17 protein-coding genes and 1 pseudogene are annotated in these 24,672 nt (G+C 65.5%); 9 read left to right on the top strand and 9 right to left on the bottom strand.

The window, feature by feature from the left end; translation table 11 throughout:
• The first annotated feature begins 47 nt into the window (after window positions 1–47).
• Both EI171_RS32565 and EI171_RS32560 read left to right on the top strand, forming a co-directional pair.
• Complete coding sequence (locus EI171_RS32565; protein WP_161535761.1) at window positions 48–1,418, top strand: NAD(P)-binding domain-containing protein; 1,371 nt, start codon at window positions 48–50, stop codon at window positions 1,416–1,418.
• Window positions 1,419–1,542: 124 nt separating this feature from the next.
• Window positions 1,543–2,751, top strand: a complete 1,209-nt coding sequence (locus EI171_RS32560) for an MFS transporter (RefSeq protein ID WP_161537127.1) — start codon at window positions 1,543–1,545, stop codon at window positions 2,749–2,751.
• On the opposite strand, the gene EI171_RS32555 is transcribed toward EI171_RS32560, so the two are convergent.
• Window positions 2,737–3,537 (bottom strand): IclR family transcriptional regulator, encoded by an 801-nt coding sequence (locus EI171_RS32555; RefSeq protein WP_161535760.1) that lies wholly within the window; start codon window positions 3,535–3,537, stop codon window positions 2,737–2,739. The two genes, EI171_RS32560 and EI171_RS32555, sit on opposite strands and share 15 nt — an antisense overlap.
• Before the next feature lie 181 nt (window positions 3,538–3,718).
• Between EI171_RS32555 and EI171_RS32550 the strand changes: the two genes are divergently transcribed.
• The 5 genes from EI171_RS32550 to EI171_RS32530 all read left to right on the top strand — a co-directional run bounded on the left by EI171_RS32550 (window position 3,719) and on the right by EI171_RS32530 (window position 8,155).
• Window positions 3,719–4,879: an aminotransferase class V-fold PLP-dependent enzyme gene (locus tag EI171_RS32550; RefSeq protein WP_161535759.1), complete on the top strand. Its 1,161-nt coding sequence runs from the start codon at window positions 3,719–3,721 to the stop codon at window positions 4,877–4,879.
• Between the two features lie 19 nt (window positions 4,880–4,898).
• A complete protein-coding gene (locus EI171_RS32545) occupies window positions 4,899–5,807 on the top strand; it encodes an amino acid ABC transporter substrate-binding protein (protein ID WP_161535758.1) in 909 nt (302 codons plus the stop codon).
• Between the two features lie 70 nt (window positions 5,808–5,877).
• Window positions 5,878–6,672: an amino acid ABC transporter permease gene (locus EI171_RS32540; RefSeq protein ID WP_161535757.1), complete on the top strand. Its 795-nt coding sequence runs from the start codon at window positions 5,878–5,880 to the stop codon at window positions 6,670–6,672.
• Entirely contained in the window at window positions 6,669–7,364 is a 696-nt protein-coding gene (locus EI171_RS32535; protein WP_161535756.1) for an amino acid ABC transporter permease, read from the top strand. The genes EI171_RS32540 and EI171_RS32535 overlap by 4 nt, the downstream gene beginning before the upstream one ends.
• A gap of 20 nt (window positions 7,365–7,384) precedes the next feature.
• Entirely contained in the window at window positions 7,385–8,155 is a 771-nt protein-coding gene (locus EI171_RS32530) for an amino acid ABC transporter ATP-binding protein (RefSeq protein ID WP_161535755.1), read from the top strand.
• Between the two features lie 325 nt (window positions 8,156–8,480).
• Here EI171_RS32530 and EI171_RS32525 read toward each other — a convergent pair whose 3' ends face one another.
• The 3 genes from EI171_RS32525 to EI171_RS32515 are packed head-to-tail and all read right to left on the bottom strand — an operon-like array spanning window position 8,481 to window position 11,935.
• Entirely contained in the window at window positions 8,481–9,065 is a 585-nt protein-coding gene (locus EI171_RS32525; protein WP_161535754.1) for a DUF1254 domain-containing protein, read from the bottom strand.
• A complete protein-coding gene (locus EI171_RS32520; protein WP_011085885.1) occupies window positions 9,062–9,640 on the bottom strand; it encodes a DUF1214 domain-containing protein in 579 nt (192 codons plus the stop codon). The genes EI171_RS32525 and EI171_RS32520 overlap by 4 nt, the downstream gene beginning before the upstream one ends.
• Window positions 9,641–9,649: 9 nt before the next feature.
• Window positions 9,650–11,935: a transglycosylase domain-containing protein gene (locus tag EI171_RS32515; RefSeq protein WP_028172255.1), complete on the bottom strand. Its 2,286-nt coding sequence runs from the start codon at window positions 11,933–11,935 to the stop codon at window positions 9,650–9,652.
• Window positions 11,936–12,229: 294 nt separating this feature from the next.
• Between EI171_RS32515 and EI171_RS32510 the strand changes: the two genes are divergently transcribed.
• Entirely contained in the window at window positions 12,230–12,745 is a 516-nt protein-coding gene (locus EI171_RS32510) for a YcgN family cysteine cluster protein (RefSeq protein WP_011085887.1), read from the top strand.
• A 151-nt stretch (window positions 12,746–12,896) separates the two neighbouring features.
• Entirely contained in the window at window positions 12,897–14,483 is a 1,587-nt protein-coding gene (locus EI171_RS32505; protein ID WP_161535753.1) for an MDR family MFS transporter, read from the top strand.
• Window positions 14,484–14,486: 3 nt separating this feature from the next.
• On the opposite strand, the gene EI171_RS32500 is transcribed toward EI171_RS32505, so the two are convergent.
• The 5 genes and pseudogenes from EI171_RS32500 to EI171_RS32480 all read right to left on the bottom strand — a co-directional run bounded on the left by EI171_RS32500 (window position 14,487) and on the right by EI171_RS32480 (window position 24,554).
• On the bottom strand, window positions 14,487–16,130 hold the full coding sequence (locus tag EI171_RS32500; protein ID WP_161537126.1) for an alpha/beta-hydrolase family protein: 1,644 nt from the start codon (window positions 16,128–16,130) through the stop codon (window positions 14,487–14,489).
• 79 nt (window positions 16,131–16,209) lie between these two features.
• Window positions 16,210–19,248, bottom strand: a complete 3,039-nt coding sequence (locus tag EI171_RS32495) for a GAF domain-containing protein (protein WP_202633036.1) — start codon at window positions 19,246–19,248, stop codon at window positions 16,210–16,212.
• Between the two features lie 109 nt (window positions 19,249–19,357).
• Window positions 19,358–21,016: pseudogene (locus EI171_RS32490) on the bottom strand (thiamine pyrophosphate-requiring protein); the annotation flags it as partial.
• A 154-nt stretch (window positions 21,017–21,170) separates the two neighbouring features.
• Window positions 21,171–21,566, bottom strand: coding sequence for a hypothetical protein (locus EI171_RS32485; protein ID WP_202633035.1), 396 nt, complete (start codon window positions 21,564–21,566; stop codon window positions 21,171–21,173).
• 234 nt (window positions 21,567–21,800) lie between these two features.
• The gene (locus EI171_RS32480) at window positions 21,801–24,554 is read right to left on the bottom strand and encodes a calcium-binding protein (RefSeq protein ID WP_161535749.1); all 2,754 of its coding nucleotides are present in this window, start codon (window positions 24,552–24,554) and stop codon (window positions 21,801–21,803) included.
• Window positions 24,555–24,672 lie beyond the last annotated feature (118 nt).

The following is a 24,672-nucleotide window of genomic DNA, read 5'->3' as shown; positions in this document are numbered from 1 at the left end:
TTTTTCGGCTCGGTTATTCGAAATTTCTAGAATTATAGGATGACAAGATGCGTGATGGGAAGATGGTAGCTATCGTCGGGGCAGGGCCCGTCGGCCTCGCTGCGGCCGCGCATGTGCTCGCACGGGGCATGTCGCCCGTCGTGCTGGAGGCCGGGCCGGAGGCTGGACATGCGATCCGCCAGTGGCAGCACGTGCAGCTGTTCTCGCCGTGGGAGTACAACATCGACAAGGCCGCCGCGCGTCTGCTCGCGCCGACGGGATGGAATTCGCCGGACCCTCAGTCCTATCCGACCGGCGGCGAGCTGCTCGATCGATATCTCACGCCGCTTGCGACGCGAACGCCGCTGCGTGAGGCGATCCGGACCTCCAGCCGCGTCTCGGCGATCAGCCGTGTCGGCTTCGACAAGGCCAGGACCAGGGGACGCGAGCAGGCGCCGTTCGAGATTCGCTACCGGAACGGCAGCGGCCCCGAGGTGCTGCGCGCGGATGCTGTGATCGATACGTCAGGCACATGGTTCTCCCCCAATCCGGCCGGGAGCAACGGTTTGCCGGCGATCGGCGAGCCCGAGTGCGCCGGCCGCGTCGCCTACGGCATGCCGGATGTGCGAGGCGCCGCTCGTTCCAGATATGCCGGGAAGACAGTTGCCGTCCTGGGCGCCGGCCATTCCGCCGTGGGTACGCTGATCGATCTCGTGCATCTCGCGGGCGAGGTGCCGGGTACGCAACCCGTCTGGCTCTTGCGTGGCGCCGATCCCGCCAAGGCTTTCGGCGGCGGCCGCAACGACAAGCTGGCCGCGCGCGGCGAGCTCGGCAGCGCCTTCGCCGCGCTCGTTGCCGCCGGGAAGATCAGGATCGAAACCGAATTCGGCGTCACGCACCTTTCGGACTCCGAAGGCCGGCTCAAGATCGCCGCCGGCGCCTCGAGCGGTGCGCGACACGTGATCGCGGACGAATTGATCGTGTCGACCGGTTTCCGTCCCGACTTTTCGTTCCTGTCCGAGCTGCGCCTGCGGCTCGATCCTGCCATCGAGGCACCGGTCGCCCTGGCGCCGCTGATCGATCCCAACGAGCATAGCTGCGGCACGGTGCGCCCGCACGGCGCCCGCGAGCTCGCGCATGACGAGCCGGGTTTCTACCTGGCCGGCATGAAGTCATATGGCAGGGCCCCGACCTTCCTCATGATGACGGGCTATGAGCAGGTCCGCTCGATCGCGGCCGATATCGCCGGCGACAAGCGCGCCGCAGCGAGAGTCGAGCTTGTGCTGCCCGAGACCGGCGTCTGTACGCGCGGCGGCCTTGAGACCGCTGCCGCCGCGTCGGGATGCTGCGGCGGGCCGGCGAAGGACGTTTCGTCGGCGTGCTGCGCCGCCGACGAAACCGCGAAGACGTCCGGCGCTCCGGGGTGTGGCTGTTCATGAGGCACTCCGCTCCGCACCCGCTCGCCGAAGGACCGGCGCTCGGCACCCTGCCAACCCCGGCGCTGTCTTCCCCGCAATGGAGGGCAAAATTCGAAGCTTGAGCGGCCGGTCTCTGATTGCGGTGATGTGCATCGGCCAGGTCGGCAACCTGCTGCCGCATGTGACGCTGTCCGCGAACCTGGCGCAGCACCTGATGCCGGCGTGGGGACTTTCCGCGGCCGAAGGCGGGCTGATGGCAAGCGGCTATGCGTTCGGCTACATGCTCGCAGTGCCGGTGCTGACGACGCTGACCGACCGGATCGATGCGCGGCTGGTCCTGCTCTGGGGCTCGATCGTCAGCGGGCTCGCCACCGCGGCGTTCGGCATGTTCGCGCAGGGGTTCTGGTCGGGCACGGCGATCTGGTCGCTTGCAGGGCTCGGATTTGCGGGCGCCTACATGCCCGGCCTGAAAGCCCTGACGGACCGGCTTCCCGCGGGCGACACCTCGCGGGCCGTCACGCTGTACACGTCGAGCTTCTCGGTGGGTGTCGGCCTCTCGTTCCTGGTGGCGCAACTGATCGCCGACAGGTGGGGTTGGCGGACGGCTTTCCTCGTGACCGGCTTCGGTCCGGTCGCAATGGTCGGCGCGTGCCTCCTGATCGACCCGCGGCGACCCGTGCCGAAAGCCGGGCGTCTGCTGAACTTCGCTCCCGTCTTCGCCAACCGCGAGGCGCTCGGATACATCCTCGGCTATGGTGCGCACTGCTTCGAGCTCTATGGCATCCGCACCTGGCTGGTGGGGTTATGGACCTTCGTCGTCGCTCATCAGGGCGCGCCGGCCTGGTTGAGCCCCGTTGTGCTGAGCTTCTGCTTCGCGGTGATCTCGATGCCCGCTAGCATCCTTGGCAACGAGGCGGCGCTGAAATTCGGCCGCCATCGCGCGATCACGATCGTGATGATCGCGTCGGCTTGCGTCGCGCTGGTCATTGGCCTCAATGCGACTGCCCCGGCATGGCTGCTCGCACTGCTGCTGCTCCTCTATGGCCTGACCGTGCCGGCCGATTCCGGCGCGTTGACCGCGGGCATGTCGGCCGCCGCCGCATCCGAACATCGCGGCGCGACGCTCGCCTTGCACTCGACGGTTGGTTTCGGCCTGTCAGCGGTTGGCGCGTGGGGGACCGGCGCTGCGCTCGACCTTGCCGGAGGCCCGCAGAGCGCGACCGGCTGGCTGCTGGCGTTCATCGTCCTCGCCGCCGGCATCGCGCTGGGGCCGCTCGCGCTGCTGTGGGCGCGGAGCGGCGCCGACGGGGGCCGGAAGCGGACAATCAAACGGGCAGGACTAGAACGTCTCTGATGCCTCGCTCAGGCCGTCATCGTCGGCCTGGAGGATGGTCTCCGACAGCAGCGCAGCGGCTTTCTGCAGCGGAGCGATGAACCGATCCAGCTCGGCGAAGCTCACGCGGGCCACGGGAACGGAGACGCCGAGGCACGCGATCAGTTCGCGATCCGGAGACAGGATGGGAACGGCGCAGCCGACGACCCCTCGCACGTACTCTTCGTTGGTCTTGGCCCAGCCGCGTTTGCGCGTCTCGTCGAGGACTTTCATCAGGCTTTCGACGTCGACGATCGTCGTCTCGGTGTATTTGGTGAGCGTGAGTGCGCGGCACAGCTTCTCGCGCGCTCGCTCCGGCAATCGGCTCATGTAGATCTTGCCGGTCGACGTGCAGTGGAGCGGTGCCGCTTCGCCCGGATTGAACTGGAGCCCCTGCGGTTGCGACACGCGGACGCTGTCGACGTAGGCGACGACATTGTCCCGCACGACACCGATCTCGCATTGCTCGCCGATTTCGGCCGCGACTGCGCGGAGCACGGCGTGCCGGCGCGCGGTGCGGAAAGCTGCGCCGATGACCTTGGCCGACAGCGTGACCAGCTGATTGCCGACCACGTAGCGCTTCGTTCCCAGCGCCTTCTGAAGCAGCCCGCGCTGCTCCAGATTGCCGATCAGGCGATGCGCCGTCGGCAGCGGGAGAGCCAGCGCGTTGGCGATTTCCGCGACCGAGACAGCTCTGACTTGACCGGCGACATGGCCAACGATGGCGAAGGCCCGGTCGAGTGGTCCGTCGGAATTGGCTTGCGGCATCTACTCATCCTTGCGTGACATTCTATATAATTATCATTTTTCGGAATAAATACTATTGAAATATGAAAATTACTCTTGGCCGCACCGGCGGATTGCTCATATCGTTGGCGCCGCCGAAAGGTGATCAGGATTTGTGCAGCGCAGCCAGAGCCCTGCCGGGCGCGCTCATCAGGAGAGTGGGATGTCTCGCCATTACGACGTCGGTGCCGTGCGGAAGGAATTTCCGGCTGTCGAGCGCATCACCTATCTCGACGCCGGCTTCCAGACGCCGCTCGCGCGCCCGGTCAAGGCGGCGATCGATCGCTTCCTCCGCGAGGGCCTTGAGACGGCCGGCCCCAAGAGCGTGTGGCTCGATCGCGTCGAGCTGACCCGCGAGAAGCTGGCGCGGTTTCTCGGCGTAGCGGCCGACGAGATCGCCTTCACCAAGAACACCTCGGAAAGCATGAACATTGCCGCCAACGCGCTGCCCCTGCGCGCCGGCGACAAGGTGCTGATGATCCATGGCGATCATCCCAACAACGCCTATGCGTTCCTCAATCTGCGGCGCAAGGGCGTGACGGTCGAGTTCGTACCGATGACGGAGATCGTGAACGCCGACAGCCTTCGTCCGCACATCGACGCGAGCACGCGGGCGATCTCGATGTCGCAGGTGACCTTCCACGCCGGTCATCGTTTTGACGTCGAAAGCATCGGCGCCCTCTGTGACGAGAAGGGGCTCTATTTCGTCGTCGACGTCATGCAGGCGATCGGCGTCGTGCCGATCGACGCCAAGGCGATGCGTGCGACCTTCATCGGGTCGGGCAGTCACAAGGGGCTGCTCGTGCCGCAAGGGCTTGGGCTGCTGTATTGGGACAAATCGAGGATCGAGCTCGAGCCCGCCTATCTCGCCGCCGCCAGCCTTGCGGAGGTCCCGGCCGATCTCATCGCCCGGCCCGACCAACTCGAGCTGGCCCCGAGCGCGCGCCGCTTCGAGCTCGGCAATTTCAATCTTCCGGCGATCCATGCGCTCGGTGCCTCCCTCGACATGATCGAAGCGCTGGGCGTGCAGAACATCCAGAACCATTGTCTCGATCTCGGCGATCATCTCATCGCGGGGCTCGACGCGCTGGACGTTCGTCTCGTCGGTCCCCGCGATCGGCAGCACCGCGCGCCGCACATCTACGTCATCGCGCTTCCCGCCGCCGAATGGCTCGGCCATTTCGAGCAGAACGGTGTGCGCGTCTCGCCGGAGCGCGATGGCATTCGCGTGTCGTTCGGGATGTTCAACACTTTCGCCGATGTCGATCGCCTGATCGACATCATCAAGCGGCGCGGCGTGAAGCCGTCGTCCAGGGCCGCCTAGGCTGTTCTTCAGAGGGGAGATGCACATGACGATTTTTGCGCGTGTATGGGGCGGCCTAATCGGCCTTGCGGCCGTCGGCACCCTCGCTGGGCCGTCGATCGCGGCCGACAGTCCCACGCTCGCCAAGATCAAGTCGAGCGGTGCCATCACCATCGGTCACCGCGAGGCCTCCATTCCGTTCTCGTATCTCGGTCCCGATCAAAAGCCGATCGGCTTTTCACTGGACCTCTGCGCCGGCATCGTCGAGCGTATCAAGGCGGAGCTCAGCCTGCCCAATCTCGCCGTCAACTACACGCCGGTGAACTCGTCCAACCGTATCCCGCTCATCCAAAGCGGCACCGTCGACATCGAGTGTGGCGGCACGGCGAACGACAGGAAGCGGCAGGAGCAGGTCTCGTTCTCGGTCGCCACCTTCGTCAGCCAGCCGCGCTGGCTGGTCAAGGCGGACAGCGGCCTGAAGACGGCCGGCGATCTCAAGGGCAAGACGATCGTCGTGACCCAGGGTTCCAATGCCGTCGGCTTCGCGCAAGGCGTGAATGCAAAGGAGCAGCTCGGATTCAACATCGTCCAGGCGAAAGACCATGCGGAATCCTTCCTGATGCTCAACACCGGCCGCGCGGCCGCCTTCATGGAGGACGATATCCTGCTCGCCGGCCTCAAGGCCGCGGCTCCGAAGCCGGACGCGCTGATATTTCTCCCCGAGGGTTACGCGAAGATCTATTATGGTCTGATGTTCACGAAGGGCGATGCCGGCTTCAAGGCGCTCGTCGACGACGTCCTGTCGAAGCAGATGGCGTCGGGGCATTTCGAAAAGATCTACGCGAAGTGGTTCACGCGGGGGATTCCGCCAAAGGGCGAGAATCTTGCCTTTCCGCTGACCGACGAACTGAAGGAACGGATCGCGCATCCCAGCGATGCCGTCGATTAGTCGGAGCACCATATCGCGGAATCTTTCCGCACGCTGATCCTCTCTTGTATCCGGAGCTTCGAGGTTCGCCATGTTCGCGGTGCTCTTTGAACAGACGGCGGATGGCCAGCGCTACATCGACTGGCTTCTGTCGGGCCTCGGCTGGACCCTGGCCCTGGCGTTCTTCGGCTGGTGGATTGCCTTTGCGATCGGGATCGTCGTCGGGATCGGCCGCACCGTGCAGAACCGGGCCATCGCTGCGCTTGCGCGCCTGTATGTGGAGATCTTCCGCAACATCCCCGTCCTGGCGCAGATGTTTCTCTGGTACTTCGTCCTGCCGGAGATTCTTCCCGTCACGCTCGGAGATGCCATCAAGCAGATTCCGCCGCCCTGGGGATCATTCGTCCCCGCACTTCTGTGCCTCGGCCTCTACACCGCGGCCCGGATCGCCGAGCAGGTTCGGGCCGGGATCGAGGCCCTGCCGAGAGGGCAGACCGAGGCGGCAAGCGCACTCGGACTCACCGCCTATCTGACCTACCGCCATATCATCGTGCCGCAGGCGCTGCGCTTGATCGTGCCAAGCCTCACCAGCGAGGTGATGGGCATCTACAAGAACACCTCGGTCGCACTGACGATCGGGCTGATGGAGCTCACGGCTCAGGCGCGCCAGATCAGCGAGGCGACGTTCCAGACCTTCACGGCTTTCGGCGCCGCGACCCTGATCTATCTCGCGCTGGCGCTGATCGCCTATCAGGGGATGGCGCTGATCGACAGGGCCGTGCGCATTCCGGGCACAGGGCGTGCGGAGGATGCGATCGAGCCGAGCCTGGCCGACGACGTCGGGCAGGCCGGCTCGTTGCCCTCAGGGATGGAGGTCGTGAAATGAACAGCCTCGATTTCTCGATTGTTCTGCAGGCGTGGCCCTATCTCTGGTCCGGATTGCTGTTTTCGCTGGCGCTGACCGCGGTGGCCTTCGTGGTCGGCATGACCCTGGGCACCTGCCTTGCGCTGTTGCAGCACTTCGAGGTGCCGGTGATCGGGAAGGTCGTGCGCGGCTACATCGCCCTGATCCGCTCGATCCCCCTGATCCTCGTCCTGTTCTGGTTCTTCTTCCTGGTGCCGATCGTGCTCGGCCATCTCAGCGGAAACGGTCGCCCGATTCCGATCGGCGCCACCTGGACCGCCTTCATTACCTTCGGCCTGTTCGAGGCGGCCTATTATTCGGAAATCATCCGCGTCGGATTGCGCGCCGTGAACCGCGGACAGTTCGAGGCGTGCCAGGCGCTCGCACTGTCCACCTTCGAGACCTATCGCAGCGTGATCCTGCCGCAGGTGCTCCGCGTGGCGAGCCCGATCATCCTGAGCCAGACCATCATCCTGTTCCAGGATACCTCGCTGGTCTACGTGCTCTCGCTCACCGACCTGCTCGGCGCGGCCTCGAAGCTTGCGCAGCTCAACGGCCGTCTCGTCGAGATGTATCTCGTGGTCGTCGTGGTCTACCTCGCCATCAGTTCGGCGGCATCGCAAGGCGTCGCGCTGTTGCGCAAGCGCTATGCGATCGCCGGAGCACGCCGATGAAAAATCCTAGGGGGACGAAGATGGTTCGGGAGATTGCCACGAACGAGCCGAGCCGATCCGCGGCCATCGTCGCCGTAGAAAACGTGGTGAAGCGGTTCGGCCGCTTCACGGCCCTGAGTGACGTCAATCTCAGCGTGAGGGCAGGCGAGAAGATCGTGCTTTGCGGACCTTCGGGCTCGGGCAAGTCGACGCTGATCCGTTGCATCAACCACATCGAGAAGCATGACGGCGGCCGCATCGTCGTCGACGGCATCGAGCTGTCGGACCGGATGAGCGACATCAACGACGTCCGCCGCGAGGTCGGCATGGTGTTCCAGAGCTTTAACCTGTTTCCGCATCTCTCAGTCGTCGAGAACTGCATGCTGGCCCCGATCAAGGTGCGCGGTCTGTCGCGCGCGGCGGCGCATGAGCGTGCGATCGGCGTCTTGCGCAAGGTGCGCATCCACGACCAGGCGAACAAATATCCGGGACAGCTCTCCGGCGGCCAGCAGCAGCGCGTTGCCATTGCCCGCGCCCTCTGCATGCAGCCGAAGATCATGCTGTTCGACGAGCCGACCTCCGCACTCGATCCGGAGATGGTCAAGGAGGTGCTCGACACCATGGTGGAGCTCGCGCGCGACGGAATGACCATGGTGTGCGTCACGCACGAGATGGGCTTTGCCCGCGAAGTCGCTGACCGGGTGGTCTTCATGGATCGCGGCGCCATCGTCGAGGAGGCTGATCCCGAAACCTTCTTCCGCGCGCCGAGGACGGAGCGGGCGAGGGCGTTCCTCGGCCAGATCATTCATTGATCGGGAGCGGCGTCAGGTTTCAGGAAGATGGCGGCACGCGACTGCGAATTCGTATGCTTGCGGGAGCCTGGCATCCAAATCCAACTCTAGGCTCCGACATGAAAACACCCGCGGCGGATTGCTCCGCGCGGGTGTTACGAACTTTCGATCTTGCCATTCTGCCAGTGTTTTGCCCGACAAGTCAAAGGCGGCAAAATGGTCGCGTGGCTGAGGTCGCGCGGCTGCTGATGGGTCGCTTAAATTAGCTAACGGTTTCAATGCCCCCGCTACTGTGCATGGGGTTGTTTTTTCAGTTTTTGTTTTGAGGCGTCCGAAACGGCCGTGCTCACCGCTGTCCGCGCGGCGTCTCGGCCTTGGCCGGCACCTCGGTCTGCGGCGCGCAGGTCGCGGCCGCAAGCGTCGCTTGCGCCTGCGGCATCAGGCCCGGCTCGGCGGCGAGCGCCTTCATCACGATCAGGCCGGTGGTAGCAGGGGAATCGATGATCAGGCGGTCGGCCGCGGTGATCTCCTCGTCCTCGGGCAGCTCGTTGTGCTGCGCTTCCGTCATCAGGTCGAGCTCGATCACCTTCTTGCCCGCGGAGCGGTCGTTGATGGCGTAATAGGCGATCTCGTTGCGGGTGTAGAACGACACCGAGGTGTAGGCCTGGCTGACGGGGACGGTGAGCTTGATCGGCCCGCCCGACAGGTCATAGCGGCAGATCGCCAGCGCAAAGGCCGGGTCCATGAACGGCATCGGCGAGGTGTTGGGATCGGCAAGCGGAAGCTGGGTGACGCCGTTGAGCTTGGTCATCGGCGTCAGCCGCGAATAGGCGTCCTGCGTCGCGATGCGCGGCAGCGCCAGCACGCTGACGAGATGGACGACGAGGCCGAGCACCACGCCGGCAACGATGGTGAAGGCGAGCCGGATCATGAGCAGCCCACCGTCGAGATCGTCGGCATCGGCGCATCGCGCTGGGTGCGCGTCGCAACGCCGACCGGGGTGTCGTAGAGGCGCAGCATCAGGGCGTAGCGCTCGATGCCGCCGGTCGGCAGCCAGTTGCCGGAGCGCGAGCGCGAGGCGATGCGGATCTCGAATGTGCCGTCGGACTGCCGCACGATCTCCTGGCTGGTGAAGCCGTAGCGCTGCAGCGAATTGGCGACGAGATGCCCCTTGCGGTCGTACAGCGTCAGCGTCCAGAACCGCGCCGGCGGCGTCACGCCGGAGACGATCACATCGCAGCGGCCGTCGAGCGCCTTCTTCTTGTCGTCGGCGGTGGCGGTGAAGGCGACCCCGTCGCCGGTGCCGATCGGCAACTCGCCGTTGCGCACGATGGTGGCGCGCGAATAGGGGTCGACGTCGGCGGTGCCGGTGCGCGGGCGCGCGGTCCAGGGGCCGATGGTCAGCGCGCCGATCTCGGTGCCGCGCGTCGTCGTCATCCAGGTCGCGCCGACGCCCACCACGGTCGCGAGCAGGAGGGCAGTCAATGTGGTTAGGATCAGCCGCACGGGTTTCGATCAGTTCTTACGCGGGGCGGATGCGTTCGCATTCTCTTCCGCATAGTTCTGCGGGAAGGCGAGCGCGCTTGTCGATGAGGCCGGCCTGGCGGGCTTGCCGTCGCTCGCGGCCGACTTGTTCGCGGTCTTGGCCGCGTCATCCAGCAGCTTCTCGACGCGCACCAGGATGTCGGCGCCGCGCTTGGTCAGCACGGGCGGCGGACCGGGCTTGGTCTCCAGCACCTTCGGCGCGGCATTGGCTTGCGCGGCCATCGGCTGCGGCGGCAGCTTCTGGCCCATGCCGATGCCGGGGATTTCCCGGACCTCGACGCCTTGATGCGCCGCGACCATGATGTCGTGCCAGGTCTGCGCCGGCAGCGAGCCGCCGGTCATGCGGTTGGTCGGCGAATAGTCGTCGTTGCCGTACCAGACCGCGCAGGTGAAATTGCCGGTGTAGCCGACGAACCAGGCATCGCGATACGCATTGGTCGTGCCGGTTTTGCCCGCGGTCGGAATGCCGTCGAGCGCGGCGCGGCGCGCCGTGCCTTCGCTGACGACGTGGCTCATCATCCCGGCCATGTCGGCGGCGATGTTCGGCGGAATGGCCTGCTTCGGCTTCGGGCCGTCGCGGTCCCAGCGCCAGACGAGATCACCGGCGCCGGTGCGCACCTCCAGCACCGAATGCGGCGTCACCGACTTGCCGCGATTGGGGAAGGTCGCGTAGGCAACCGCGTGCTCGAGCACGGTGACTTCGTCCGAGCCGATCGGCAGCGAGGGCGTGTCGGGCAGCGGCGCCTTGAGGCCGAAGCGGCGGGCGACCTCGACGATCTTGGCGCGACCGATCTTGGCCGGGTTCGGCGCCTTCGGCTGCTCCTTCTGCCCGATCGCGATCGAGAGCTTGACCGGCACCACGTTGATCGAGCGCGTGATCGCCTGCGTCAGCGTCACCGCGCCGGAATAGGAATGGCCATAGTTCTGCGGACACCAATTGCCGATGCAGACCGGGCCGTCGACCACGATCGAGTTCGGCGTGAAGCCGTTCAGAAGCGCGGTGGTGTAGACGTAGGGCTTGAACGAGGAGCCGGGCTGGCGATAGGCGTCGGTGGCGCGGTTGAACTGGCTGGCGCCGTAGTCGCGGCCGCCGACCATGGCGCGGATGCCGCCGTCGAGATCGGAGACGACGGTCGCGGCCTGGGTCGCGTGATAGTCGCGGCCGAACTGGCGCAGCTGGTTCTCGATCGCGTCTTCCGCGGCCTTCTGCACGTTGGCGTCGATGGCGAGGCGGACCACGAAGACGCGCTCGGTGTAGGACTTCGGGAAGGTGTCGACCAGCTTGCGCATCTCGTCGAAGGCGTAGTCGAGATAGTAGTTCGGCGAAGCCTCGTCGCGGCGGTCGACCGCGAAGGCGGGGTTGCGGCGGGCGCCGAACACCTGGCCCTCGGTCATGAAGCCGGCATCGACGAGGTTGTCGAGCACGACGTTGGCGCGGGCGCGCGCGGCAGGCAGGTTGATGTGGGGGGCGTATTTGGTCGGCGCCTTGAACAGGCCGGCGAGCATCGCAGCCTCCGCCAGCGTCACGTCGCGCGCGGATTTGTTGAAGTAGAAATGCGCCGCGCCGTCGACGCCGAACGTGCCGCCGCCCATATAGGCGCGGTCGAGATAGAGCTTGAGGATCTCGTTCTTGGTCAGGCGCCATTCCAGCCAGACCGCGAGGAAGGCTTCGTTGACCTTGCGCTCGATGGTGCGCTCGTTGCTCAGGAACAGGTTCTTGGCGAGCTGCTGGGTGATCGAGGAGCCGCCCTGGCGGACGCCGCCGGCCTGGGCGTTGGTGACGAGCGCGCGCGCGGTGCCGGCGATGTCGATGCCGAAATGCTCATAGAAGCGGCGGTCCTCGGTCGCCAGCGTCGCCTTGATCAGCACGTCAGGAAAATCTTCCAGCGGGATCGAGTCGTTGTGCTTGATGCCGCGGCTGCCGATCGGGTTGCCGTAGCGGTCGAGGAAGGTCACCGCGAGGTCGGATTTCTTCAGCCAGTCCTCGTCCGCGGTCTCGCGGAAGGCGGGGATGGCGAGCGTGAGCATCACGACGAGGCCGCCGAGCCCGAGGGTCGCGGCTTCCGACAGCGGCTCGATGAACACCCAGCGCTTCCACCGCCCGACATAGAAGCGGTCCATGAAGGTCGAGTAGCGCTCGTAGAGCTCGCGGATGCCCTTGGCCGAGGAGAACAGCGAGGAGTCGATGCGCGCATCGAGATCCAGGAAGAAATTCCGGACCTTCTGCTTCCAATGCGGTGGTATGATCTGGCGCACCTAGAACCCTTGAGGCTCGGTTCGAAACCGTTCAAGCACCCGGCCGGGGCGGCATCGGGACGTCTTGAGGGAATGTTGCGGCAAACCCAAGGCGCCCGGTTCGCGTCCTTTGGGGACTTGCTGTTCCTTCTAGCCGAGCAGGGCCTATAAACCAATGGTCAGGCTCGCGATTTTGAACAACAGGCCTAATTGACCCCGGGTCATTACGGGCCTCCCGGGGGCGTTGCTTGCAGCATCGCAGGCACACGGCCTAGATGGGTTAACCGTAGCTCTTTCGAACTCTTGTTGAGGCGCATGACCGCAGCTCCCAAACGACCTTCAGGCCAGGAAGGATTCTTCTGGAAAACCAAGACGTTGGAAGAGATGTCGGGGGCCGAATGGGAGAGCCTGTGCGACGGCTGCGGCCGCTGCTGCCTGAACAAGCTCGAGGATGAGGACACCGGCGACATCTATTTCACCCATGTCGGCTGCAAGCTGCTCGATGCCGGGACTTGCGGCTGCAAGGACTACCCGAATCGTTCCGACAAGGTTCCGGACTGCGTCCGCCTGACCCCGGCCAATGTCCGCACCCTGAACTGGCTGCCGCCGAGCTGCGGCTACAAGCTCGTCGCCGAGGGCCGCGACCTCTATTGGTGGCATCCGCTGGTATCGGGTGATCCCAACACCGTGCATGAGGCGGGCGTCTCCGTGCGCGGCCGGGTCGAGGGCAGCGAGGAGGAGATCCCGGACGCGGACCTCGAGGACCACATCGTGCAATGGCCGGCCCTGCTGCCGAAACGGGCACGCCTGAAGCGACGTCCGAAGGACTGATCTGCCGCACGGATCACGTGTTCGGGATGACCCGGCGGCGGGATGCACCCATGCGCCGCGGTGCCTGCCTGGGAAGAACTTTGCTGTCTACATTGGACTGCATAGAACGAATCCTTCGCGGCGTTGCGCCGCCTCACGGCTTCCGATCGAGATGAACAAGTTCGACCGGCAGAGCAGTTCTGCCGACATCCAGGCGTTGCCCGACGACATTGCCGAAGAGCTGTCCCGCCTTCCGAGCGAGGTCATCAGCGTCGATGACGCGCCGTCCATCGCGCCGCCGGTGCCGCTGACCTCCGACGAGGTCCGCACCATCGTGATCAGCCTGATGCTGACGATGTTTCTGGCAGCCCTCGACCAGACCATCGTCGCGACCGCGCTGCCGACCATCGGGCGCCAGTTCAACGACGTCTCCAATCTGTCCTGGGTCATCACGGCCTATCTGCTCGCCTCGACCGCGGTCGCACCGGTGTTCGGCACGCTGAGCGACATCTACGGCCGCCGCGTCATGATCATCATCTCGCTCAGCCTGTTCGTCGCCGGCTCGGTGCTGTGCGCGATCGCGCCGAACATGCCGATGCTGATCCTGGCGCGCGGTCTCCAGGGACTGGGTGGCGGCGGCATCATGCCTGTCGTGCAGACGGTGATCTCCGACGTCGTGAGCCCGCGCGAGCGCGGCCAGTACCAGGCCTATTTCTCCAGCGTCTGGATGGTGGGCGGCATCCTCGGCCCGGTCATCGGCGGCGTGTTCGCCGAGCATCTGCACTGGTCGATGATCTTCTGGATCAATCTACCGCTCGCCGCCGCGGCGATCGCGATGCTGCTGCCGAAGATGAAGAAGATTCCGGTGTTCCACCGCAAGCGCAAGGTCGACTGGCTCGGCGGCGTTCTGCTGATGGCCTCCGCGGTCGTCTTCATGCTGGTGCTGACCTGGGGCGGCACGCGCTATCCGTGGCTCTCGCCGACCGTGCTTGCGATGGTGGGCGGCGCTGTCGCGCTCGCGGTCACCTTCGTCTGGCACGCGCGCCGCGCCGACGAGCCGTTCCTGCCGCTGAAGCTGCTGACGGGATCGGTGGCGCCGTTCGCGCTGACGGCCGGCGGCTGCGGGCTCGGCGCGATCACGGGCCTCACCGTGCAGCTCCCGCTCTATTACGAGTCGGTCTATCACCTCAGCGCCAGCGAGGCGGGGCTTGCGCTGATTCCGCTCGCTGCGGTCTCGACCTGCGGCGCGGCGATTGCCGGCCGCACCATGGCGCGCGCCAAGCATTACAAGCGCGTCGCCATTGTCGGCACGTCCTGGGCCGCGATTTGCGCGCTGGGCCTGACGCTCACCACCTTGCCGCTCTGGGGCCTGCTGACGCTGATGGCCGCGTTCGCGCTCGGGCTCGGCACGACCTTCCCGGTCTGCGTGGTCTCGCTGCAGAATTCGGTCGCGCGTCCGCAGGTCGGCACCATCACCGGCGCGATGAACTTCTTCCGCTCGCTGATGTCCTCGTTCACGGTCGCGGCCTTCGCCGCCATCCTGCTGATCGCGCTCGGCACCGACATTCCGCTCGCGGGCGAGCATCACGCGGCCGGCGGCATCCCCGCGATCCCCGCCGACGACATGCGGCACGCGTTCCGCTACGTCTTCGGCGCCGCGACCGCGCTGATGACCACCGCCTCGCTCTGCCTGATCATGATGGAGGAGCGGCCGCTGGCCGGCCCGACCGTCACGCAGCAGGTGGAGATGGCGGAGTAGCGATTAGCCGCCGCGATCGGGATCATCGTCGGCATTGCCTGCGCCGGTCTTCCGCGCTTTCGCAGCAAGCTGCTCCCTGAGCTGCGCCAGCGCGTCGGCAGACCAATCACGGACATCGGTCACCGCGACCCAGGCATCGACGTAATGCTCGGGCGCGTAGACATGGCCGAAGCCCATCGGCGTATTGGTCGCGACCGCCATGTCGAGCGCGAGCTGCAGCATCGTGACGATCGGATACCATCGCAGCTCGGGCGACACGTCGGGTCCGCGCGGTGCGCTCATCCAGGCTGGAGCCTGATAGGCATCGCGGTAGGCGAAGAAGGTGATCGCGTCGCTGGCATATTGCAGATAGACGACGCGCATCGGACCCCAGGGCGCATCTGCTGGCACCGTAGGTCCGTTCTGGTTCATGAAGCGGACGAAGCGGCTGTCGCGGAACTCAGGTAGCCAGGCCGGCGTACCCGGATTGCGGTTCGTGGTGACCGAGCGCCAGATGCGGCTCTCGAACGGCGCCCCGCTCCACAGCGCGCCGGCAATGGGATCGCCGATCGTCTCGAACAGTTCCGCGGATTTTTCCGAGTTCATGGCGCCGAGGCTCAGTCCGTGCAAATACAGCTTCGGCCGCTTGTCCTTCGGCAAGCCCGTCCAGTAGCCGTAGATCTCCGCGAACAGGGCGCGCGCCGCCTCCGCGCCGTACTCGGGCTGAAACATCAATGACAGCGGGCTGTTGAGATAGGAATATTGCATCGCGACGCTCGCGACGTCGCCATGATGGAGATATTCGACCGTGTCCATCGCGGACGGATCGATCCAGCCGGTGCCGGTCGGTGTAATGACGATCAGAATCTTTCGCTCGAAGCCGTGTTGGCGCTTGAGCTCCTCGAGCGCAAGCTTGGCGCGCGCCTGCGCCGTGTCGCGGCTAGCGAGGCCCACATAGACGCGCACGGGGTCATGCGCGGGCCCTCCCGTAACGGCGCTGATCTCCGCTGCGGTCGGACCCGAGGCAATGAATCTGCGCCCCATGCGCCCGAGCTCCGTCCACTTCACCAGCGACGCAGAACTTCCTGTTTGATCCGGGGCGGCCGGTTGCGGCCGCTCGGGCTCTTGCAACGCGTCGAGCTCGCGGAAGGAGGAGTCGAGCGCGTTGAACGCCGTACGGATCAGGACATTGCTGGCGATCGACCAGAACAGCAGGCCTGCGACCAGCACGCCGAGGACGTTGGCGACCTTCCGCGGAATCACGAGCCTCGCGCGCGTAGCGAGGAAGCGGACGACAACCGCGAACAGCCGCCCCAGCACCAGCAGCACTGCGAACGTGATCAGGGCGATGACGCAGACCTTGAGTGGATGTGCGGTCTCGACCGGAGCCATCCTCATGACAGTCCGGATCGAGTTCTGCCATTCGGCGGCGCGCCACAGGAAGACGATGACGATGAGCAGGCAGATTGCTGCGGCCAGCGCATTCGCGATCGATCGCGCCCGCGCCGAAGGCTCGGGCAGTTCGAGATAATGCCACAGCCGGCGCCACAGGATTCCGGCGAAATAGCCGATCGCAAAGCAGCCACCGGCGAGGGCACCTTGCGTGAGATAGCTGCGCGGGATCAGCGTCGGCGTCAGCGCGGCCGCGAAGAACAGCGCGCCCAGCATGAGGCCGATACCTGATAGCGAGAGGAGTTGTCGCCGAATGAACCACGCGAGACTCTTCAAGACATCCTCCGGGGTGATGCTATTTCTTGTTGTTCTCCGCAAAGCTGCTCTTGCGCGGCAGCAGGATCGTGAATTCCGTGAACTTGCCGGGCTCTGTCGTGACGTCGATCGTGCCGCCGTGCTGCTTCACGATGATGTCGTGGCTCATCGACAGCCCGAGACCGGTACCTTCGCCGGCCGGCTTGGTCGTGAAGAACGGATTGAACATCTTCTCCTTCACCTCGTCCGCGATGCCGGTGCCGTTGTCGCGGATGCGGATCTCGATGCTATCGCCGCGATCGCGCGTCGTGGCGATCACCACCGGCTCGTAACCGGCGGCGCCGCTGCCCATCTGGCGCTTGGTCACCGCATAGAAGCCGTTCGAGATCAGGTTCAAAAGCACCCGGGAAATCTCCTGCGGAAACACCTCTGCCGAACCTGCCGCCGGGTCGAGCTCGCTCTTCAGCGTCACGTCGAAGAGCGGCTTCTCGGCACGCGCGCCGTGATAGGCGAGGTTGAGGCTCTCCTCGACCAGCGCGTTGATGTCGCTCAGCCGATGCTCGCCGCCGCCCTCGCGCGAATGCAGCAGCATGTTCTTGACGATGGAATCGGCGCGCCTTCCGTGCTGCACGATCTTCTGCAGGTTGCCCTTGAGCATTCCGGACAGTTCGTCGACCTCCTCGCGGGTCGTGTCGGTGAGCTTTGTGTCCGCAAGCGACCGGTTCAGCTCGTCCATCAGTTCCGCGGAAACTGCCGCGAAATTGTTGACGAAGTTCAGCGGGTTCTTGATCTCGTGCGCGATGCCGGCCGTGAGCTGGCCCAGCGAAGCAAGCTTCTCGGTTTGCACCAGGCGATCCTGCGCGGCGCGCAGGTCGTCGAGCGATTTTGCAAGCTCCCGGGTGCGGGCCTGCACTTGCTCGAACAGCCGCACATTGCCGATCGCGATCACGGCCTGGTCGGCAAAGGTCTGCAGCAGAGCGACCTGCTTGTCGGTGAACGGATGCACCTCGTTGCGGCGGAGCACGATCGCGCCGATGCTCTCGTTCTCCTGCAACAGAGGCACGCTCAGAATGCTGCGGTGGCCCATGCGCAGCGCGTGTGCGCGTCCTTCCGGGAACTCATCGCTCTCGCTGAGATCGGCGACATGCACGGGAAGCCGGTCGACGAAGGCACGGCCCGCGGTCCAGTTGCTATTGATCGGCCATTTCTCGAGGTTGATCGGAATCGGCCCATGGTGGGCGCTGAAGCGCAAGCTGTCGCCGTCCTTCAGCGCTACGGCGGCGTCATAGGCATCGCAGAGCTCGCAGGCGCTCTCGACGATCGCTTTCAGAGCCGGTCCGACATCGGTCGGCGAGGACGCGATCACCTTCAGGATGTTGGCGCTGCCGGTCTGGTGTCTCAGCGCCTCGGTCAATTCCTCGGTGCTCCCGCGCAATTCGCGGAGCAACCGGGTATTCTCGATGGCGATCACGGCCTGCGCGGCGAACTGCTGGAGCAGCCTGATCTGCTTGTCGGTGAATCGGCGCTGCTCCTGCCTGAAGATCATCACATTGCCGACGACGCGGTCGTCTTTGATCAGAGGCACGGTCAGCAGGCAGCGCGCGCCGCCGAGATCGACCAATGCCCGGCGATTGGCGTCGCCGCTTCGATAGGCCGCCGTATCGTCGAGATTGTCGATCTCGACATACGGCTCGCCCAGCAGCAGGCGAGCCGGCGCCGTGCCCGGGCCGTATTCGAGCGGCTGCATGCGCCGGTATTCGTCGTAGGCGGGCGGCAAGCCGTAGGTCGCAGCGCTGTGGAACGACTTGCCGTCAAAAGTGTTGAGCACGCCGAAATTGGCGCCGCAAAGCTGCATCGCCTTGGCGAGCATCGCATCGAAGACCGGAACGAGGTCACCGCCCGAGCTGGAGATGACGCTCAGGACTTCGGCCGTCGCTGTCTGTTGCTCGAGCGCTTCGGTGAGCTCATTCGTGCGCTGCTGCACCTCGTTGAACAGCCGCGCGTTCTCGATCGCGATCACGGCCTGGTCGGCGAAGGTCTGGAGCAGCCTGACATGGTGCTCGCCGAGCGCGCCGGTCTCCCGGCGCGTGGCGATGATGACGCCGATCGCCTCGCCCTCGCTCATCAGGGGTGCGAACAGCATGCTGCGGTAGCCGCGGGCGCGCGCGATGTCGCGTGCGGCCGGCTCGAGCTCGGTGTCGGGCAATTGCGCCGCCGCACCATTGGCCACAAGCGGGTAGGGCGGAAACCGTGCGAACGGCACCGGGAACGAGGATTGGAGCACGCGATCGCCGACCGGATCGGTCGGCGTGAACGCCGCAAGGTGCGCGGCGCCGTCGAGATAGCGCAGCACCGCCGTGGAGAAGCCGCCGATCAGCCGGTTGGCGTTGGCGGCGATGGCGTCGAACACCGGCTGCACGTCCGAGGGCGAGCCGGCCATCACCTTCAAGATGTCGGCGGTCGCGGTCTGGCGCTCCAGCGTTTCCTTCGTCTCGTTGAACAGCCGCGCATTCTCGATCGCGATCACGGCCTGGTCGGCGAAGGTCTGGAGTAGCTGTACGAGATCGGGCGCGAACGCGCCGGGCTCGGCGCGTGTAACACTGATCATGCCGACCGCCGCGCCCCGGTTCATCAGCGGCATGAAGAGGACGCTGCGGAAGCCGCGCAGCCGCGCCAGATTGCGGTTCAGCTCCGGGACGTGCTCGGCCTCGCTGTCGGGAAACTGGATCGTCTCGCCGCCGCGAACGAGGGCAAAGGTCGGAAAATCCTCGATCCGGCGCGGGAACGATGCCTTCAGCCCTTCGTCCGCGTCCGGGCTGGTCGGCGTGAACGCCACGAGGTGCAGCTCGTCGCCGATGAACTGAAGCACGGTGGCGGAGAAGCCGCCGAGCAGGCGCTTCGAGCTGGACGCGATCGCGGCGAACACCGGCCGGGCATCCGAGGGAAATGCCGCAATGGTGCGCAGAATCTCGGCACTGGCGTTTTGCCGATCGTGCAGGCGCGCATTCTCAGCTGCGGCCGACTGCAGTTGCCGTTTGAGCTCGTCGATCCCGGCGACATCGTTAGAAGGGGTGGTCATTCGCAATCCGGCCTGGTGCCGCGACGGGCGCCGCACCGGGCCGGATTATCACATCTCCTGCGGCCGGAGCCAGCGCCGCCCGCGGCCCTGCCGCTGAGACCGGGCTGCCTCACGTGCCCGGCCGCGACACCTCGGTCTCCTTGCTGGTGATGAACTCCAGCAGCACCGGCACGCCTTCCTTCGTCTTCTGGATGCCGCGCTGGATCGCCGGGATGATGTCCTCCGGTCTGGTCACGCGCTCGCCATAGCCGCCGAAGGCGCGCGCCATCGCGGCATAGTCGCCGGAAATGTCGGTCGAGCGATATTTCTCGGTCGAGACCGGCATCACCTTCAACTCGATCGCCATGGAGAAATTGTTGAGCAGGATCGACATGATCGGGATGCGCTCGCGCACCGCGGTCTCGAAATCCATGCCGGTGAAACCGATCGCGGCATCGCCCCAGACATTGATGCAGAGCTTGTCGGGCTTTGCGAGCTTGGCGCCCATCGCGAGGCCAAGGCCGTAGCCGAGCTGCGTCGTCTTGCCCCAGCCGAGATAGGAGAGGGGTTCCACGGCTTTCCAGAACGGCGAGAGCTGGTCGCGCGGGCTGCCGGCATCGTGCGTGATGATGGTGTTGCTGATGTCGACGGTGTGTTGGAGGTCCCACAGCACGCGATAGGGGCTCAGCGGCGCGTCGTTGCTGGTGAGTTTCGGCATCCACTTTGCCAACCACTCCTTGTGAGAGGCGGCGATCTCCGCCGCGACGGCCGAGGCATCGCGATCCTTCGTGATGGTCTTGCCTACCTCCTCCAGCAGCGCATCGAGCACGAGGCCGGCATCGCCGACGAGGCCGATCCTGGCTTCCACGTCCTTGTTGAGATGGTTCGGATCGAGCGTGGAATGGATGATGGTCCTGCCCTTCGGCATCGCGACGCCAAAACTGGTCTCGGTGAAGGAGCAGCCGATGCCGAAGATGACGTCGGCCTCGCTGAGGAACTTCGGAACCGCGCGCGGCACCGCAAGACCGCCGGAGCCGAGCGAGAGCGGATGCGTCTCCGGAAACGACGACTTGCCTCCCAAGCTGGTGGTGACGGGAATGGCGAGCCGCTCGGCGAGCCGTTTCAGTTGCGGCCACGCCTGCGCATAGTGCACGCCCTGGCCGGCATAGATCACCGGCCGTTTGGCGTTGACGAGCAGGGCGGCCGCTTCCTTCACATGCACGGGATCGGCGCCGTAGCGGGTGCGCAGCGCCGGCGTGTAGTTCAGCGGCTCCGGGACCTCCTCGTTCCACATGTCGGAGGGGATTTCGACGATGACGGGCCCGCCGCGGCCGTTCTTGAGCTTCGTGAAGGCGCGGCGGAAGATGTTGGCGACTTCCGCCGCGAGGATGATCGGCTCCGAGGACTTCGCGAACGGCTTCATCGCCTCGCTGGAATTGAAGTTCGGCTCGATGTGCGCCAGCCGGCGCGGATAGCCCATCGGCAGCACCAGCACGGGCACGGATTCGCCAAAGCACTGCGCGACTCCGCCCATTGCATTTTCCGCGCCCGGCCCATGCTGCATGCAGAACGCGCCGATCGTGCGTCCCGACGTCACCCGCGAGATCGCGTCCGCCATGTGGATGCCGACGCGCTCCTGCCGCACCATCACGGGACGGATCTCGGCCTTCGCCGCATGCTCGATCAGATGGTTGACCGGATAGCCGCAGAGGATCTCGATGCCCTCGCGCCTCATGATTTCCGCAATGGCGGTGCCGAGCTTCATGGCGTCTCTCTCCCTGGCGAGGCCGGTTGCTCCGGCCGATTGAGGGAGAGAGGATCAGGAATTTGGGGAAGGGTAAAGCGCGGGGGTGCGAAGGAGGCGGTAGGTCAGGTATGCAGCGCCGGCGTCCAGCCGCACGGACCCGTAAGGCCATTGCATCAGCGCTTCGGTGCCGTGGCCTCTACTTGCAGTTTTTGCAGATCGTCAGCTTACGTTTTAACGCCTCATCTTCTTGATCGATCGATTGCTGCGCCGTATCCGGATTGGGCTTGGAACCCTTTGCCGCGCGCGACGTCGTGGCTCGCGTCGTTTGCTCCGGAGTGTCGTTGTCGTCGACGGCGCTAAAGCCGTCATAGTCGGCGGCAGAATTCGGCGGTTGTGGGACGCCGCCAGTCGCTGGTGTCGACGATACCCTGTCGGACGCTGCCGGGGAATTCTTGGCGCTCGCCCGCGGCGGCGATTCCTTGGGTGGAGCAAGCGAAACCGGCGGCGCGACCGAAGTCTGGCCTCTCGCGCTGTCGTACGACCATGCGCCGACAAGCATGAAGCCGAGAGCCAAGAGCGTCACGCTTCTCATTCGCATCCTCTCGGCAGCTCTGGTTCAACGATCGATGGCATGGCCCGCCGAGCCACGACGGCGTGCAGAGTATCAGGACTCACATGGCCGTCAAAGCGCCGTAGCCCAGATGGTGAGCGGCCCAATCCGGGACACGACCGCATCGATTCGCGGGCCTCCTATTGCCTTCCGCGCCATCCGGGCTGCGCCCGACAGGCAAAACACACGATCGCCGGGCGACCGCGATCGTCGGCCTCAGATCAGCGTCCCCGAGTGGATGCTCGCATGGGCGAGCAACGACTGAATCACGACGTTGTCGCCGGGCCCTCCGTCCAGCACGTCGACGCCGCCGCCGCCGATCAGCACGTCGTCGCCGAGCCCGCCAAGCAGCGTATCGTTGCCCGCGCTGCCGAGGAGCAGGTCGTCACCGGCGCCGCCGTCGAAAACGAGGTGCGGCCCGCCGGGGCCGACGCCCGACGCCTCGATCACGTCGTCGCCGCCGAGGCCATTGATGGTGATGGTGTCGTTGAAGTCGAAGTTCTCGATCACGATCTGGCTTGCGAGACCGTCAATCACCAGCGCGCCATTGCTGTTGAGCGATAGCGAGATGACGTCGTCCCCGCCCGTGCCGTTGATCACGATCTTGTCGGCCGCGCCGTCGCCGCCAGGGGTGCCGGGAACGCCGCCCAGATCGATCTTGACCTCCGTCACGTCGGTGCCGCTCATGTCGCCGACATTGATCGTGTCGGCGCCGCCGCGGGCATTGAACGCGATCGTCTCGACGCCGTGCGTGTCCATCGTGATCGAGGCGACGTCCCGCGTCAGCTCGGCACGCCCTCCATTCGCGAAGATGTTGATGGTTTCGGCGATGTTGGCGCCGTTGAACAGCAGCGTGTCGGTGCCGCCCTGGCCCTCGATCGTGTCGTTGTCGTCGCCTGGATTCCAGACGAAGGTGTCGTTGCCCGCACCCATCAGCGCGACGTCGTTTCCGTCGCCGCCATTGATCAAGTCGTCGCCCTGACTGCCACGGATGGTGTCGTTGCCAAGTCCGCCGTCGATCGTGAGTTGCAGCACGCCGGCCGCAAGCCCGCTCGCATCGATCACGTCGTCGCCGCCGAGGCCATTGAGTGTCAGTTGATCGGTTGCGTCCATGGAGGCCAGGTTGGTGGCCGCGTGGAGGCCGAAGACCGTCACGCCGCCGGCATTGCCTGCGACGCCGAACGTGTCGGCACCCTGGGTCGCATCGACCGTGACGGTGTCGATGGCGCCGTCCGGCGTTCCGGCCGAACCGCCGAGGTCGATGTTCACCCGCGTCACATCCGTCCCGGTCAGGTCGCCCACCACGACATGGTCGGCGCCGCCCAGCGCGTGGATATCGACGTGCTCGACCCCGTGCAGGTCCATCGTGATGTTGCCGACGTCGCGCGTGAGCAGGGCGTGATCGCCGTTCGCCGTTATGGTGAGGTTCTCGGCGATGTTGGCACCGGAGAACTGCAGCGTGTCGACACCGGCGCCGCCTTCGATGGTGTCGCTGCCATCGCCCGGATTCCACTGGAACACGTCGCGGCCGGCGCCGAGCTGCACGAGGTCGTCGCCGCGGCCGCCGACGACGGAATCATTGCCGTCGCCGCCGATCAGTGTGTCGTTGCCGGCGCTGCCAACGATCGTATCGTTGCCGGCGCCGCCGTCGATCGTCAGGTGCACGACCCCCGCGGCAAGCGTCGCCGCCGAGATCGTGTCGTTGCCGCCGAGGCCGTCGATGACGAGCGCGTCGTTTGCGCCTTCCGCGTTGGTAATGGCGAGAGCGGCGGGCAATCCTGTGACCGAAATTGACGTGCCCGAGCCGGACACCTGGATCGTATCGGCTGCGCTCGTGCCGTCGAGCGTCACCGTATCGGCCGCGCCGTCCCCGGTCCCGGTCGATCCGAGATCGACATTGACCTGTTTGACATCGGTTCCCGCGAGATTGTTGACAACGATGTTGTCGCTGCCGCCGCGCGCATTGATCGTGATGGTCTCGATGCCGTTCAGGTCCATCGTGATGTTGCCGACATCGCGGGTCAGCAGCGTGCGTCCGTCATTTCCAGCGGAAACAACGATGTTCTCGCCGATGTTCGAACCATTGAACAACAGGGTGTCGACTCCGGCCTGTCCTTCGACCTTGTCGCTGCCGTCGCCCGGGTCCCACTGGAAGGTATCGTTGCCGGCGCCGAGCATAGCGGTGTCGTTGCCCTGGTTGCCGTCGATGAAATCGTTGCCGTCGCCGCCCAGCAGGTAGTCGGCACCGTTGCCGCCGAGGATCGTGTCATTGCCGGCGCCGCCGTCGATCGTCAGATTGATGAGCGCGGCGAGATTGCCGCTGGCGGTGATGACATCGTCGCCGCCATTGGCATGGACTACGAGGTTTTCTGTGGTGCCGATGTCCAGCGAGAACGGCGCGGGGTCGACGCGGTCGAAGCGCACGCGCGTGCCGTTGGCCGTGATGGCGAAGGTCTCGCTGCCGTTGCCGCCGTTCACCTCGGCCGTGTCGATGCCTTCGCCGCCTTCCATCAGGTCGCTGTCGTCGCCGGGATTCCAGATCATGCGGTCGTTGCCGGCCTCACCGAACATCTGGTCGTTGCCGTCGCCGCCGATCAGCACGTCATTGCCGGCGCCGCCGAACAACAGATCGTTGCCGCCTTTGCCGAGCAGCGTGTCGTTGCCGGACTGCCCGAACAGCATGTCGCCGCCGGACCCGCCGGTCAGCGTATCGTTGCCGGCGCCACCGAACAGATTCGCCGCAGGCATCGCGCCGTTGCTCTCGTCGATCGTGATGGTGTCGTTGCCGTCTTGGCCGAAGGCCTGTATCAACTTGGTGTTGGCGACCGTCGCGGGTCCGCCTTTGATCGCGACCGCGCCGCCGTTGACAACGATCGTTCCGGCCGCATTGCGGCCCAACGCGATTGTGTTGTTCTGGCCGTTGCCAAAGGTGGTGAGAATTCCGGCGGAAAAGTTTGCTGTGACAGCCATGTGCGCTTCTCGCTCGCGTCATCGTCGGAACGGACCGTATGGCAGGATCATGACGCGTTTTGCGATGCCACCGGGGTGAACGGACGACGGCTGTAGGCCGAGACGCAAGTTCCAGCTT

It is taken from the genome of Bradyrhizobium sp. LCT2, assembly GCF_009931255.1.
GTDB classification, from domain to species: Bacteria; Pseudomonadota; Alphaproteobacteria; order Rhizobiales; family Xanthobacteraceae; genus Bradyrhizobium; species Bradyrhizobium diazoefficiens.
The sequence above is the reverse complement of the archived record's forward strand: the minus strand, read 5'-3'. Positions and strand labels throughout refer to the sequence as shown.